Below are 14,739 nucleotides of genomic sequence, written 5' to 3'. Positions count from 1 at the left end.
TAAGCTTCATGCGAGTTGGGAAATATTTTCGAGACGAGGGAGTGCTAACCTCGGACCTGGATGGCGATCTACGTGCGCGAGGCCGGCTTTGGCGCGACCCCATGCGTAACGCGCGCCCGGTCCGCACTGTCTTTCGAATTCGCCATGACAACGCAAACCATCCGCTTTTATCACCAGGGGTCCGTCCGTGAGGTCGCGGGCATCCCGGCGTCGCGCACCGTGCTTCAGCACCTGCGCGAAGATTTGCATTGCACGGGCACCAAGGAAGGCTGCGCGGAAGGCGACTGCGGCGCCTGCACCGTGGTCATCGGCGAACTGGATGCGCAAGGCGGCGTCGCGTTGAAAGCGGTCAACGCCTGTATTCAGTTCCTGCCGACGCTGGACGGCAAAGCCCTCTTCACCGTCGAAGACCTGCGCGCCGCCGACGGCGCCCTGCACCCCGTACAACAGGCCATGGTCGATTGCCACGGCTCGCAGTGCGGTTTCTGCACGCCCGGCTTTGTGATGTCGATGTGGGCGTTGTACGAAAACCAGCCGGCCGCCGCCGGCCTGCCCACCCGCGATGAAATCAATGCCGCGCTGTCCGGTAACCTATGCCGCTGCACCGGCTACCGGCCAATCGTCGACGCATCGCAGAAGATGTTCGACTACCCGCAATACCCGCGTGTGACGCTGGACCGCAAGGCGGTCGCCGGCAAGCTGCGCGAGATCCAGCGCCGCGACACCTTCGAATACAGCGCGCCCGATACGCGCGGAGCCGAATTCGGCTCGCCCACCTTCCATGCGCCGGTCACGCTCGCTGCGTTCGCCAAACTGCGCGCGGAGCATCCTCAAGCGCGCCTGCTGGCCGGCAGCACCGACGTCGGGCTATGGGTCACCAAGCAGTTCCGCGACCTCGGCGACATCCTGTACATCGGCAACGTCGCCGAATTGAAGACGATCGAACGCGATGCGCAAACGCTGACGATCGGCGCCGCCGTCACGCTCGAAGATGCCTACGCGACACTCGCCGCCGACTATCCCGAACTGGCCGAACTGTGGACGCGCTTCGCGTCGCTGCCGATCCGCAACGCCGGCACGCTCGGCGGCAACGTCGCGAACGGCTCGCCGATTGGCGATTCGATGCCGGCGCTGCTCGCACTTGGCGCTGAAGTCGTGCTGCGCCACGACACCAAAACCCGCGCGCTTGCGCTCGACGCCTTCTATCTCGGCTACCAGAAGACCGCGCTCGCGACCGGTGAATTCGTCGCGGCGCTGCGCGTGCCACGTCCGGCGCGCGATCTGCGTTTCCGCACGTACAAAGTATCGAAGCGCTACGATCAGGACATCTCCGCGGTTTGCGCCGCGTTCGCGCTGCACATCGGCGAAAACGGCGCGATCAGGGAGGCCCGCATCGCGTTCGGCGGTATGGCCGCGACGCCTAAACGCGCCGCCCAAACCGAAGCTGCGCTAAACGGCGCAATATGGGACGAAAGCACCGCGCGGCAGGCCATGAACGCACTCGTCGCCGATTACCAGCCGCTCACCGACATGCGCGCCTCGAGCGCCTATCGACTGAAGGTGGCGCGCAATCTGCTGTGGCGCTTCCATCTCGAAACGCGCGATGACGCGCCGCTCGCCCTTTTCGACGTGAATGCGTTCGCGTACGAAGCCGACGCGCCGGACGTGGTCGTTGCGAAGGAGTCGTCGTGATGAACCGGACCGATGCTTTCGTCGAACATGCTGCAAAGCACGCCGCCGCTCAGGAGAGCGAGACGGCGATCGGCGTCTCCTTGCCGCACGAATCGGCCGCGCTGCATGTGAGCGGTGAAGCCACCTACACCGACGACATCCCCGAATTGCAAGGCACGCTGCACGCAGCGCTTGGACTCTCGCGGCACGCACACGCGCGGATCGTGTCGCTCGACCTGGACGCGGTAAGGAAAGCACCTGGCGTGATCGCCGTATTGACCGCTGAAGACATCCCGGGTGAGAACAATTGCGGCCCGGTGCTGCACGACGATCCGATTCTCGCCATAGACGAAGTGCTGTATCTCGGCCAACCGGTTTTCGCGGTAATCGCCGAAAGTCATGAGCTCGCCCGCCGCGCCGCTGCGCTGGCGAAAAGCGATGACGTTGTGCGATATGAACCGCTCGAGGTCATCCTCACACCCGCTGAAGCGAAAGCCAATAAGCAGTTCGTCCTGCCGCCGCTGCATCTGAAACGTGGCGAGCCCGACGCGAAGATCGCAGCCGCACCGCACAAAATCAGCGGCACGTTCGAAGTGGGCGGCCAGGAACAGTTTTATCTCGAAGGCCAGATCGCGTACGCCGTGCCGAAGGAAATGGACGGCATGCTCGTCTACAGTTCGACACAGCATCCGAGCGAAATGCAGCAGGTCGTCGCGCATATGCTCGGCTGGCCGGCGCACAACGTCGTGTGCGAATGCCGGCGCATGGGTGGCGGCTTCGGCGGCAAGGAATCGCAATCGGCGGTGTTCGCGTGCGTGGCATCGTTGGCGGCGAAGCTGCTGCGCCGCCCGGTCAAACTGCGTGCCGACCGTGACGACGATTTCATGATCACTGGCAAGCGGCACGACGCGGTCTACGAGTACGAAGCGGGCTTTGACGATAGCGGCCGAATCCTCGGCGCGCGCGTTGAAATCGCCTTGAGGGCCGGCTATTCCGCTGACTTGTCCGGTGCGGTCGCGACCCGTGCCGTCTGTCACTTCGACAACGCGTACTACCTGTCCGACGTCGACATCGTCGCGCTGTGCTGCAAGACGAATACGCAATCGAACACCGCATTCCGCGGCTTCGGCGGCCCGCAAGGCGCGCTGGTGATGGAAGTGATGCTCGACAGCATCGCCCGTCAATTGAAGTGCGATCCGCTCGATGTGCGGCTCGCCAACTACTACGGTATCGGCGAGCGCGACACGACGCCGTACGGACAACGCGTCGAAGACAACATCATCGCGCCGCTCACCGACGAATTGCTTGAAACCAGCGAGTACCGCGCGCGCCGCGAAGCAATCGCCGCCTTCAATGCGAAAAGTCCGGTGCTCAAACGCGGCCTCGCGTTCTCGCCGGTGAAGTTCGGCATCTCGTTCAACGTGCCGTTTCTGAATCAGGCTGGCGCACTGGTGCACGTGTACAAAGACGGTTCGGTACTCGTCAATCACGGCGGCACCGAAATGGGCCAGGGGCTCAATACGAAGGTCGCGCAAGTCGTCGCGAACCAGCTCGGCTTACCGCTATCGCGCGTGCGCGTGACAGCAACCGATACGTCGAAGATCGCCAACACCTCGGCGACCGCCGCCTCCACCGGCAGCGACCTGAACGGCAAAGCCGCCGAAGCCGCTGCCAGGACCATTCGCGCAAGGCTCGCCAAACTCGCCGCGAAGCAACTTGGCGGTACCGCCGACGCGGTGGAATTCGCCAACAGTGAAGTGTCGGTGAACGGCGGTGCAATGCCGTTCGAGCAATTGGTCGCCGCAGCGTATCTGGCGCGCGTGCAGTTGTGGTCGGACGGTTTCTATACGACGCCGAAAGTGCACTGGGATGCGAAAACGCTGACCGGTCATCCGTTTTACTACTTTGCGTACGGCGCGGCGGTGTCGGAAGTGGTGATCGACACGCTGACGGGCGAATGGAAACTGGTGCGCGCGGACGTGTTGCACGACGCCGGCCAGTCGATCAATCCGGCGATCGATATCGGCCAGGTGGAAGGCGGCTTTATCCAGGGCATGGGTTGGCTCACCACGGAAGAATTGTGGTGGAACCGCGATGGCCGCCTGATGACGCACGCGCCGTCGACGTACAAGATTCCCGCCGTCAGCGATACCCCCGCGGCGTTCAACGTGCAGCTATATCAGAATCAGAACGCCGAGCCGACCGTGTTTCATTCGAAGGCCGTGGGCGAGCCTCCGCTGCTGCTGCCGTTCTCGGTGTTCCTCGCGATTCGCGATGCGATCGCGGCTGCGGTGCCGGACGCGGAAAATGCGCCACAGTTGCGCGCGCCGGCGACGCCCGAGGCGATTCTCGATGCGCTGGACGCGCTGCAATCGCCCGTGACGACAACGGAACACTCAGCCGGACAATCGACGGAAGCGGCCATAACGATCACAACCGCAACCCCTATCATTTAAGCAACTTCACGCAAGGCCCGGCGCGACACGAACGCGCCGCGCCACGCTCAACCGGCCGCACGGATACCCCGCGCGGCCACGTATGGAGAAACGCCGGATGCAAGCCTGGCTACCTGACCTGCAACAACTGCTCGCGCACGGCGACGCCGCCGTGCTGGTGACGGTCGCGCGCGTCGAAGGTTCGGCGCCCCGTGAAGCCGGCACCAAGATGATCGTCACACGCGATTCGGCCAAGCACACGATCGGTGGCGGACACCTCGAATGGAAAGCCATCGAGACCGCACGCCAGGTGCTGCGCGACGGCATGCGCTCACCGCATATGCGCCGCCTCGAACGCTTCGCGCTTGGCCCCAGTCTCGGTCAATGCTGCGGCGGCGCCGTGATTCTCGCCTTTGAGCGCCTCGACATCGGCGACCTCGGCTGGATCACGTCGCTCGCGAAACGCGTGGCCGCGGGTCTTTCGACGGTACGTAGCGTATCATTCGGCCCCGCACCGGATGCGGTGATGCTGTCCGACCCTGAACCGGGTGTGGATGCCTCCGACTGCCTGCTGTGGGACGGCGCCGGTTTCGACGACAGCGGCGCGCTGCTCACCGAAACCATCGCGCCAGGCGATTTCCAGGTCGTGCTGTTCGGCGCCGGTCACGTGGGCGCCGCGCTGGTTCGCGTGCTCGCCACGCTGCCTTGCACCGTGCGCTGGGTCGACGAGCGCGACGCGCAGTTTCCACCCGCGGAAACCTTGCATGCACCGAACGTGAAGATCGATCCGAACGACGCGCCTGATGAAGCCATCGACCAGGCCGCGCCGCACACGTACTTCATCGTGATGACGCATAACCACGCGCTCGATCTCGAGTTGGCCGAGCGCATTCTGCGGCGCGGCGATTTCGCGTTCTTCGGCATGATCGGCTCGCATAGCAAGCGCAAGCAGTTCGAACATCGGCTGGCCGCGCATGGCATCGATCCGTCGCAGATTGCGCGGATGAAGTGTCCGCTTGGTGTCGACGGTATCGTCGACAAGTCGCCGGAGATCATTGCGATCTCGGCGGCCGCCCAGGTGTTGCAGGCAGTGGAGGCGAATGCGGGCGCGCATGCGGCGCAGACGGTCTGATTTGCCGCACAATCGACCTGCCGCCCCACAGCGATTGCGTCCTGTCCTGCAGCCGGCATCCGGCGCGAAACGACTCCAACGAACTTCTGACCGACCATGAATACAACGACCGCTACCCCCACGGCACTCATTGAGAAAGCCGCTCGTGCACCGAAGGCCGAGTTGCACATCCATATTGAAGGTTCGCTCGAACCCGAGTTGATCTTCGCGCTCGCCGAGCGCAACGGCGTGAAACTTGCCTACGACTCGATCGAAGCCTTGCGCGCCGCGTACGCATTCACCGACCTGCAATCGTTCCTCGACATCTACTACGCCGGCGCAAGTGTGCTGCTGCACGAGCAGGACTTCTACGATATGACGACGGCGTACGTCGAACGCTGCCTCGCCGACAACGTGATCCACAGCGAAATCTTCTTCGATCCGCAGACGCACACTGAACGTGGCGTGCCGATCGCAACTGTCGTTGCCGGCATTGATCGCGCGTTGGCCGATGCGGAACAGCGCGGCATGACGAGCAAGCTGATTCTGTGTTTCCTGCGCCATCTATCGGAAGAAGACGCGCTCGCCACGTTCGAAGAAGCACGGCCGCTGTTCGAGCAGTACAAGCATCGCCTGATCGGCGTGGGTCTCGATTCGTCGGAACGTGGCCATCCGCCTTCGAAGTTCGAACGCGTATTCGCCCAGGCACGCGCGCTCGGTCTGAAACTGGTCGCGCATGCGGGTGAAGAAGGCCCGCCGTCGTATATCTACGAAGCGCTCGATCTGCTGAAAGTGGACCGCGTCGACCACGGCGTGCGCAGCATCGAAGATCCGGCGCTTGTCACGCGACTCGCCGATTCGCGCGTCGCGCTGACCGTGTGCCCGCTGTCGAATCTCAAGCTCTGCGTGTTCGACGACCTGACCAAGCACACACTGAAGGACCTGCTCGATCGCGGCGTCGCCGTCACGGTAAATTCCGACGATCCGGCTTATTTCGGCGGCTACGTGAACGCCAACTATTTCGCCACCATCGACGCGTTGAAGCTCAACGATGCCGAGGTCTACACGATCATCCGCAACAGCTTCGAAGCGTCGTTCGTCACGCCCGGGCAACGCAGCGAACTGATCGCAAAGCTCGACGCGTACTGGCACCCAAGCGGCCCGCATTGACGGGCCAACGAATGACAGCCGACGGCGGCATGGGTTTGTTTCAGAGCCAGAATCAAGTCGCCGTCCGCGCTGTTTAGCTCCTCACAAATACGGAGACGGTTTTTCATGACTCACTCGGCACAATCAGCCAAACCCGCCCAATCAGCATTCCGCGCACAACTGCTGACCTTCAACGGCGATCCTGCGCAATCGCCCAACGCGGCTGTCTTTAACGAGGACGGTTTGCTGATCGTCGAAGACGGCCATGTCGTCGCAGCGGGCGCCTATGCCGCGCTCGCGTCGCAACTCGCGCCGGGCACCCAGGTGCAGGAGATGCGCGACAAGCTGATCGTGCCGGGTTTCATCGATACGCACATTCACTATCCGCAAACCGACATGATCGCGTCGCCGGCGCCGGGGCTCTTGCCGTGGCTCGACACGTACACGTTCCCGACCGAGCGCCGCTTCACCGATCCGGCGTATGCGCGCGATACGGCGAGCTTCTTCGTCGAGGAACTGCTGGCTTGCGGTACGACCACGGCGCTCGTGTATTGCACGGTCCACAAGGAATCGGCCGACGCGCTCTTCACCGAAAGCGAAGCACGCAATCTGCGCATGGTGGCCGGCAAGGTGCTGATGGACCGCAATTGCCCCGAGTTCCTGCGCGACACCGCGCAATCGGGCTATGACGACAGCGCCGAGCTGATCGGCCGCTGGCACAACCGTGGCCGCCAGATGTACGCGCTCACGCCGCGTTTCGCACCGACTTCGACCGAAGCGCAACTCGAAGCGTGCGGCGTGCTGGCGGGCAAGCATCCGGACATCTTCATCCAGAGCCACGTCGCCGAGAATACCGACGAAGTGAAATGGGTCGCCGATCTGTTCCCGGGCCACCGCAGCTATCTGGACATCTACGATCACTACGGTCTGCTGCGCCGCCGTGCGGTGTACGGCCATTGCATCTACCTCGACGAGGAAGACCGCAAGCGCATGGCGCAAACCGGCACGGTCGCCTCGCACTGCCCGACTTCGAACCTGTTCCTCGGGAGCGGCCTGTTCGACTTCGACAAGGCCGACGAAGCAGGCATGCCGATCGCGCTGGCAACGGACGTCGGCGGCGGCACGTCATTCTCAATGCTGCAAACCATGAACGAAGCGCACAAGGTCGCGCGTCTGACCGGCCATCATCTGACGGCCACGCGGATGTTCTATCTGGCCACCGCAGGCGCAGCCGAAGCACTCGATCTGGCCGACAAGGTGGGCACGTTGAAGCCGAAGTCGGAAGCCGACTTCGTCGTGCTCGATCCGCAAGCCACACCGCTTCTCGCGCGCCGTACCGCGCGCACCGAATCGCTCGAAGAACTGCTGTTCGCGTTCGCGCTGCTCGGCGACGACCGCGCGATCTACGAAACGTATGCGGCGGGCAAGCGCGTGCATCGTCGCGACGACGTGCGTCAACATGCGTCGCGCGTCGCGAAGATCGCGGCTTGACTGGATTTCCGATCCGACTCCTGATTGGTGATTCAGGCGGTTGAATAGAAAACGGCGCTTCTTTCAAGAAGCGCCGTTTTCATTTGCTCATGCCGTGCAGCCCGATCAAAGGTAAGTGCACACGTCGTGCAGCGCATTCAGCCGCCGCACCGGATCGGCGACATAGGGATTCGATTCATCCCACGCGTAACCCGCCAGCACCGCGCTGATCATGCGGCGAATCAACGGCGTCTGGTCCGGGTAGAAAATGATGTCCTGCAGCTCGCCCGTGTACCAGCGCTCGACGAAAGCACGGAACGTATCGATCCCCTTACGCAACGGCACGTCGTAATCGGCCGACCAGTCGATCGGCTCGCCATCCAGTTGCCGGTTCAACGTGTGCACCGCGAGATGCGCGGAACGCAGCGCAATCGTCACGCCGGACGAGAACACCGGATCGAGAAATTCGCCCGCATTGCCGAGCAACGCGTAGCCCGGTCCGTGCAAACGCTCGACGTTCGCCGCGTAGCCGCCGATATGACGCGCCGGCATCAGGAACGGCGCGTTACCGATCAACGGCCCGAGTGTCGGCTCCTGCTGGATCAACGCACGGAGTTTCGCGTCGCGCCCGGCTTCCGGCACATCGAGAAAACTGGCCTCGGCGACGCAACCCACCGACGAGCGGCCGCCCGCCAGCGGAATCATCCAGAACCACACGTCGCGGCGCTCCGGGTGCGTCGCCACGCAGATCTTGTTGCGGTCGGTCGCACCGGCCGGAATGCCGTCCTGCACATGCGTGAAGATCGCGGCACGGGTCGGCATGCGCGTGGGCGCTTCCAGGTTCAGCAAGCGCGGCAGCACGCGGCCAAAGCCGCTCGCGTCGAACACGAAGCGCGCTTCGACTTCATACCCGTTGTCCGCATCGTCGATTACGTCGAGCACCGGCTTGTTGCCGTTTTCACCGGTTTGCATTGCGCGGACTGTGTGGCCGAAACGCACGTCGGCGCCCTGCTCTGCCGCGCAGCGAATCAGAATATCGTCGAATACCGCACGCTCAACCTGGTACGTGGTGCCCCAACCCGGTGAATGTTTGTCGCGAAAGTCGAACGCCGACGACTGGCCACGGTAAACGAAATGCGCGCCGTTCTTGTACTGGAAACCCGCTTCGACCACCGCCTGCAGCATGCCGGCCTCTTCGAGGTACGCCATGCTTTGCGGCAGCAGACTTTCGCCGATCGAGAAGCGCGGAAAATGCTGGCGCTCCAGCACCAGCACCGAGCGGCCCGCCCGACGCAACAGCGCCGCCGCAACCGCGCCCGCCGGACCCGCACCGATGATCGCCACGTCGACGTTTACGCGCTTTGACGAATGTGTACTCAAGGTTGCCTCAATCGTTTGCTTGCTCTTAACAGCGTTACGCTGCATCCTTACTTTTCGTTACAATTACGCGTCACGGCAAGAACAATATTTCGTCTGGGAGCCCAGCGTGTTGTCATCCGAAACGTCCAGTGTGCCTTTCGTGCCGGAAACGGCCTTCGGGATCTGGTTCCTGCGTACCTATACGTGGGAACATCATGTTCTGAGGGTCGCGATCAACGACCTCAAACGCCTGATCGACGCGCCCTTGCCCGCTGCGCCGGTGATCGTCGACGTCGGCTGTGGGCAAGGCATTTCGTTTCGCCTGCTCGCCGACGCGTTCAAGCCGCGCCGCATTGTCGGTATCGATTTTCACGAACCGTCGCTGGCGCTCGCGGCCAATGCCGCCAACGCCTGCCGCGACAAGCTCGCCGATATCGAACTGCTGCACGGCGACTGCGCGAAATTACCGTTGCCCGATGCCAGCGCCGACATCGTGTTCTGCCATCAAACCTTCCACCATCTCGTCGAGCAGGACCGCGCGCTTGCCGAATTCCGCCGCGTGCTCAAACCAGGCGGCATCCTGCTGTTCGCCGAATCCACCGACGCGTACATCAAATCGTGGGTGATCCGCTTGCTGTTCCGCCATCCAATGCACGTGCAGAAAAGCGCCGACGGCTACCTCGACATGATCCGCCGCGGCGGTTTCCGCTTCGAGCAGCGCAACGTTTCGCTGCCGTACCTCTGGTGGAGCCGCGCGAAAGACTTCGGCCTGCTCGAACGTCTCGGCCTGTACCGTCCGCAACCTGGCAAGCGTCGTGAAACGCTGGTCAATGTCGCGGCGCTCAAGGCAGATTGAAACTCGTCAGGGTAGTGGCATGCTACCGCCCTGACACGCATCACAGCGCGCTTATCTGTGTGACTACTTGCGCAGCGTCACGACATCACCCTTTAACGCCACGCCCGCGATCACCGCACCCGCACCACACGTGAACTCCGTCGCGCTCTCGCGCACTTCGTTCTTGTAGTTGCTCTTGATGTTGATCACCGCATTGCCGCCTTCCTTGCGCGCGCGCTCCTGCAATTCGATCACGGCCGAAAGGAACACGTGCTGGCACGCGTCCAGATCGCTCTTGCCGAAAGCGTTGGTCTTCTTGTTGGTCGCGAATTCACCCATCGTCTTCGTGACAGACGGATGCGGTTGACCCGCGAAATACAGCGCGATGTCGTCACCAACCTTGCCCGGTTCGCTCTGCAGCGCCGGCGTGACCGGATAGTTGGCAACCGTGTCGCGGGCAAAAGCCTGCGTAGCGCTCAGCATGGCGAGCGAAGCGAGCAGCGCGGCAAACAGCACATTGCGTTTCATTGAGACTCCTTGGTGGTTTTTGTTGCTCTAGTGAGTTCTATGTTCAATTCAACCTAGTTCGCGTCCAGCACAACGAGTTGCCCGCTCACCGCAATTGCGGCAGCACTGGGACTCACACCGCACGTGAAGTCTGTCGACGAGTTGGTCTCGGTGCTATGAAAGCGCGTCGATACATCGATCACGGCGTTGGCATTGCGTTCGCGGGCTGCCGCGCGCAACTTCTCCACCGCTTCGGCGAGAGCCTCATGACATGCGTCGTCGGGGCTCAGCACCTTGCGCGCGATCCGCACGGAATAGGAGACGCCGCCCAATTGACTCTTCACCGCAGGGTGGCTCTGCTGGCCGAAATACACCGGCACGCCCCCACGCGACTGGCCGCCGGCGGCGGCGAGCGGCAGCGACTTCACGTCCGTGGCGCACCCAGCCTGCGTCAGCACGACCACTGCCAGCGCGCCCAGTACAAAACATTTTTTCATTTTTATCGCCCTCGTTTCGTTAACAATCGCGGCCGGCTCAACCGCCCTGCCACCCTTCGAATATCAGGCTGGCGCAACTGCCGCCGAACCCGAATGAAATCGACATTGCCGTGCGGATGCTTGCGTCACGCGTCGTGCGCACGAGCGGCATTTTGTCGACGCCCGGCTCCGGCGTCTCGATGCCCGCCGTACCCGCGATGAAACCGTCGCGCATCATCAGCAACATGTAGATCGCCTCATGCGCGCCGCATGCCCCGAGCGGATGCCCGGTCATGCCTTTAGTCGACGAGAACGCGGGTACTTTACCGCCGAATACGTCGCTCAATGCGCGCAACTCCTCGACATCGCCAAGCGGCGTCGACGGTGCGTGCGTGTTGATGTAGTCCGGACGCCTGCCCGCGTCGCCCAGCGCGCCGCGCATCGCTCGCGCGATGCCGGCCGCGCTCGGCGTGACCATACCCGCACTGTCCGTGCAGTCGCCGAAGCCGGTCAGTTCCGCGTAAATGCGGGCGCCGCGCGCCAACGCGTGATCGAGCGATTCGAGCACCAGCACACCGCCGCCCGAGGCAATCACGAAGCCGTCGCGCGCCATATCGTAGGGACGCGAAGCGTGCTGTGGCGTGTCGTTAAAGTTGCGCGACAGCGCGCCCATCGAGTCGAACATCAGTGTCACGTTGTCGTGTAGCGACTCGCTGCCACCGGCGAGCACGACCTGCTGGCGGCCGGTCTGAATCAGTTGCATCGCCTGCCCGATGGCAAGCGCCGACGTCGTACATGCCGACGACGGCGAGTAGCTCACGCCTTCAAGTCCGAACACCTGCGCGACATTGGCGGACGCGGTACTGCTCATTGCTTGCGGAACCGTATATGGCGGCACTTTGTCGACGCCCCTGGCATTTGCAACCGCCACGGCCGCGTCGTAACTCGACAGCGTGCCGACGCCCGAGCCGATCACCGTGCCAGCGCGCGGCGAGCGCAACGCGGTGGGATTGAGCCCGGCATCGTCGATTGCTTTACGCGCGGCGTGGCACGCAAAGCGCGCGGTATCGCCCATGAAGCGCTCGAGCTTGCGCTCGAACGGCGGCTCCTGCGCAACCGACGCCACGCCGGCCACCTGCGAACCGAAACCACGCTCACGCCACGCGTCGATCCGCTCGATGCGCGAGCGGCCCGCGCGCAGCGCGGCGGACACTTCGTCGAGCGTATTGCCGAGGCACGACACGAGCCCCATGCCGGTGACGACCACGCGCTGCAGCGCGAAGCTCATCGAACGCGCCTGAAAATCAGCGACGTGTTGATGCCGCCGAATGCAAAGTTGTTGCTCATCACATATTCGGCGTCGATCTCACGGCCCGTGCCGACGATGTAATCGAGCGGCGCGCAGGCCGGATCGACGTTCTCCAGATTCAAGGTCGGCGCGTACCAGTTGCGCTTCATCATCTCGATGGTCCACCACGCTTCCAGCGCACCGCACGCGCCGAGCGTATGGCCGACATAGCTCTTGAGCGAACTGATCGGCATGCGCGCGCCGAAGGTCTGCGCAGTCGCATGGCTTTCGGCAATGTCGCCACGGTCCGTGGAAGTGCCGTGCGCGTTAACATAGGCGATCGTTTCAGGCTGCAGTTGCGCATCCTTCAGCGCGAGCCGCATGGCAAACGCCATCGTTTCGGCGGTCGGCTGCGTCATGTGCGCGCCGTCCGAGTTACAGCCGAAACCGACGATCTCCGCATGGATCCGCGCACCGCGCGCCACGGCATGTTCATATTCTTCGAGCACCAGTGTGGCCGCGCCTTCGCCGACCACAAGGCCGTCGCGCGCGGCATCGAAAGGACGGGGCGTCAGATGCGGCTCGTCGTTGCGCGTGCTGGTCGCGTACAGCGTGTCGAACACGGCGACCGCGGGACCCGACATTTCTTCCGCGCCGCCTGCCAGCATCAGCGTCTGCTTGCCGGCCTGGATCGCTTCATACGCGTAGCCGATCGCCTGACTGCCCGATGCACACGCACACGAGGTCGGGATAATCCGTCCTTTCAGGTCCCAGAACAGGCTGACATTGACGGCCGTGGTGTGCGGCATCATCTGCACGTAGCTGTTCGACGTGACGTCGCTCATCGAGCCGGTTTCGAGCATCGTGCCGAACGCGCGAATCGGTTGTACCGAGCCCGACGAGGAACCATAGGCGACGCCCATGCGGCCGTCCTTGATGGTCAAGTCGTCGGCGAGGCCCGCGTCGGCGAGCGCCAGTTCGCTTGCGCGTACCGAATACATCGACACCGGCCCCATCGAACGGGTTTTCTTGCGCGGATAATGCGCGGGCATCGTGAAGCCTGGCAACGGACATGCGAGCCGCGTATGCAGCGACTCGAAGTAATCCCACTCGGGCATCCGGCGCACCGCGTTCACGCCGCTCTTCAGGCGCGTTTCGATCACGTCCCAGCTATCGCCGAACGCCGTGACGCCCCCCATGCCGGTAATGACAACGCGTTTCATCACACCATCCCACCATTGACGCCAATCACCTGACGTGTGACGTACGAAGCCGCATCCGACATCAGGAAGCTGACCACGGACGCCACTTCGGCAGGCTGGCCGACGCGGTTCATCGGCACCGTCTTCAATACCTGCTCGAGCGGCATGTCGTCGAGCATGCCGGTTTCGATCAAACCCGGCGCCACGCAATTGACGGTGATGTTGCGCGTCGCCAGTTCCACGGCGAGCGCCTTGGTCGCGCCGATCAGGCCGGCCTTCGCCGCGCTGTAGTTGACCTGGCCACGATTGCCGATCACGCCGGAGACCGACGCGATCGTGACGATGCGCCCGCCTTTGCGCGCACGCACCATCGGCATGGTCAACGGATGGACGACGTTGTAGAACGAGTCCAGACCGGTTTCGATCACGATGTCCCAGTCTTCTTCGGTAAGGGCGGGGAACGCGGCGTCGCGGGTCACGCCCGCACTGCACACAATGCCGTAGTACGGACCGTTCGCGGCGACATCCGCCTCGAGCACCTGGCGGCACACGGCGCGCTCACGCACGTCGAACTGCAGCACGCGCGCCATGCCACCTTGCGCGGCGATGCCCGTTGCGACTGCTTCGGCTTCGGTGCGGCCCGTGCGGCAATGCACGGACACCGCGAAGCCATCGGCAGCCAACTTGTACGCAATCGCGCGGCCGATGCCGCGGCTTGCGCCGGTAACGAGAACACGCCGGCTCATGAACTGAAACTCCCTTCAATGAATGACTGAAAATCACGCGGCTGAAAGACCTTGATGACCGCCTCGGCGCAGCACACATCGCCGTGATGAATCGTGCATTCGTAGGCGCCGTGGCCTTCTTCGCTGCGCAGTAATTCCGTTGCGTGGATCAGCAACTGGGCGCCGCTTGCGAACGACGGTTGCAAAGCTTTGTAGCTGCGCGAGCCGAGCAGCACACCGGGGCGCGCCCTACCGCCACCGCGCATGGCCAGTAGCGCGACATGCGCGGCGATGGCCTGTGCCATCAACTCGATGCCGATCCATGCGGGCATCGCGCCGTCGGCATCGGCATACCATGCGTCGGCGTGTACGGTTGCTCGCGCGCTCAGTGCGTCTTCGCTAAAGGTGTTCACGGCATCGATCAGCAGCATCGTGCCACGATGCGGGATGATCGCTTCGATCGGTTGCAGGGCGAGGGCCTGAGTGGAGAGCGTCTGGGTCATCACGCGCG

At 63.3% G+C, this 14,739-nt stretch carries 13 protein-coding genes; 6 read left to right on the top strand and 7 right to left on the bottom strand.

The window, feature by feature from the left end:
* The first annotated feature begins 144 nt into the window (after positions 1-144).
* The 5 genes from xdhA to guaD all read left to right on the top strand — a co-directional run bounded on the left by xdhA (position 145) and on the right by guaD (position 7,857).
* On the top strand, positions 145-1,692 hold the full coding sequence (xdhA, locus tag ACUN0E_RS24715; protein ID WP_445568241.1) for a xanthine dehydrogenase small subunit: 1,548 nt from the start codon (positions 145-147) through the stop codon (positions 1,690-1,692).
* Positions 1,692-4,127 carry a xanthine dehydrogenase molybdopterin binding subunit gene (xdhB, locus tag ACUN0E_RS24710; protein ID WP_445568240.1) on the top strand — a complete coding sequence of 812 codons (2,436 nt, stop codon included), beginning with the start codon at positions 1,692-1,694 and terminating at the stop codon, positions 4,125-4,127. The genes xdhA and xdhB overlap by 1 nt, the downstream gene beginning before the upstream one ends.
* 97 nt (positions 4,128-4,224) lie before the next feature.
* Positions 4,225-5,238, top strand: coding sequence for a xanthine dehydrogenase accessory protein XdhC (gene xdhC / locus ACUN0E_RS24705; protein ID WP_445568239.1), 1,014 nt, complete (start codon positions 4,225-4,227; stop codon positions 5,236-5,238).
* A 96-nt stretch (positions 5,239-5,334) separates the two neighbouring features.
* Positions 5,335-6,387: an adenosine deaminase gene (locus ACUN0E_RS24700; protein ID WP_445568238.1), complete on the top strand. Its 1,053-nt coding sequence runs from the start codon at positions 5,335-5,337 to the stop codon at positions 6,385-6,387.
* A 105-nt stretch (positions 6,388-6,492) separates the two neighbouring features.
* The gene (guaD, locus tag ACUN0E_RS24695; RefSeq protein ID WP_408222438.1) at positions 6,493-7,857 is read left to right on the top strand and encodes a guanine deaminase; all 1,365 of its coding nucleotides are present in this window, start codon (positions 6,493-6,495) and stop codon (positions 7,855-7,857) included.
* 105 nt (positions 7,858-7,962) lie between these two features.
* On the opposite strand, the gene ACUN0E_RS24690 is transcribed toward guaD, so the two are convergent.
* A complete protein-coding gene (locus ACUN0E_RS24690) occupies positions 7,963-9,216 on the bottom strand; it encodes an NAD(P)/FAD-dependent oxidoreductase (RefSeq protein ID WP_445568237.1) in 1,254 nt (417 codons plus the stop codon).
* A gap of 106 nt (positions 9,217-9,322) precedes the next feature.
* On the opposite strand from ACUN0E_RS24690, the gene ACUN0E_RS24685 reads away from it, so the two are divergent.
* Positions 9,323-10,051, top strand: coding sequence for a class I SAM-dependent methyltransferase (locus tag ACUN0E_RS24685; protein WP_408222442.1), 729 nt, complete (start codon positions 9,323-9,325; stop codon positions 10,049-10,051).
* A 63-nt stretch (positions 10,052-10,114) separates the two neighbouring features.
* On the opposite strand, the gene ACUN0E_RS24680 is transcribed toward ACUN0E_RS24685, so the two are convergent.
* Genes ACUN0E_RS24680 through ACUN0E_RS24655 form a run of 6 tightly spaced genes read right to left on the bottom strand, consistent with a single transcriptional unit; the run spans position 10,115 to position 14,731 of the window.
* Positions 10,115-10,558: an excinuclease ABC subunit A gene (locus tag ACUN0E_RS24680; RefSeq protein WP_445568236.1), complete on the bottom strand. Its 444-nt coding sequence runs from the start codon at positions 10,556-10,558 to the stop codon at positions 10,115-10,117.
* A gap of 53 nt (positions 10,559-10,611) precedes the next feature.
* Positions 10,612-11,034, bottom strand: a complete 423-nt coding sequence (locus tag ACUN0E_RS24675; RefSeq protein ID WP_445568235.1) for a signal peptidase — start codon at positions 11,032-11,034, stop codon at positions 10,612-10,614.
* Between the two features lie 37 nt (positions 11,035-11,071).
* Complete coding sequence (locus ACUN0E_RS24670) at positions 11,072-12,301, bottom strand: beta-ketoacyl-[acyl-carrier-protein] synthase family protein (protein ID WP_445568234.1); 1,230 nt, start codon at positions 12,299-12,301, stop codon at positions 11,072-11,074.
* Positions 12,298-13,524: a beta-ketoacyl-ACP synthase gene (locus ACUN0E_RS24665; protein WP_445568233.1), complete on the bottom strand. Its 1,227-nt coding sequence runs from the start codon at positions 13,522-13,524 to the stop codon at positions 12,298-12,300. Before ACUN0E_RS24665 ends, ACUN0E_RS24670 begins: the two co-directional genes overlap by 4 nt.
* Positions 13,524-14,249, bottom strand: a complete 726-nt coding sequence (locus ACUN0E_RS24660; RefSeq protein WP_408222452.1) for a 3-ketoacyl-ACP reductase FabG2 — start codon at positions 14,247-14,249, stop codon at positions 13,524-13,526. The genes ACUN0E_RS24665 and ACUN0E_RS24660 overlap by 1 nt, the downstream gene beginning before the upstream one ends.
* Complete coding sequence (locus ACUN0E_RS24655) at positions 14,246-14,731, bottom strand: hotdog family protein (RefSeq protein ID WP_445568232.1); 486 nt, start codon at positions 14,729-14,731, stop codon at positions 14,246-14,248. Before ACUN0E_RS24655 ends, ACUN0E_RS24660 begins: the two co-directional genes overlap by 4 nt.
* Positions 14,732-14,739: the final 8 nt, after the last annotated feature.

The sequence above is a fragment of the Paraburkholderia sp. D1E genome (assembly GCF_052682275.1).
This window is presented reverse-complemented; position numbering and strand designations above follow the sequence as displayed.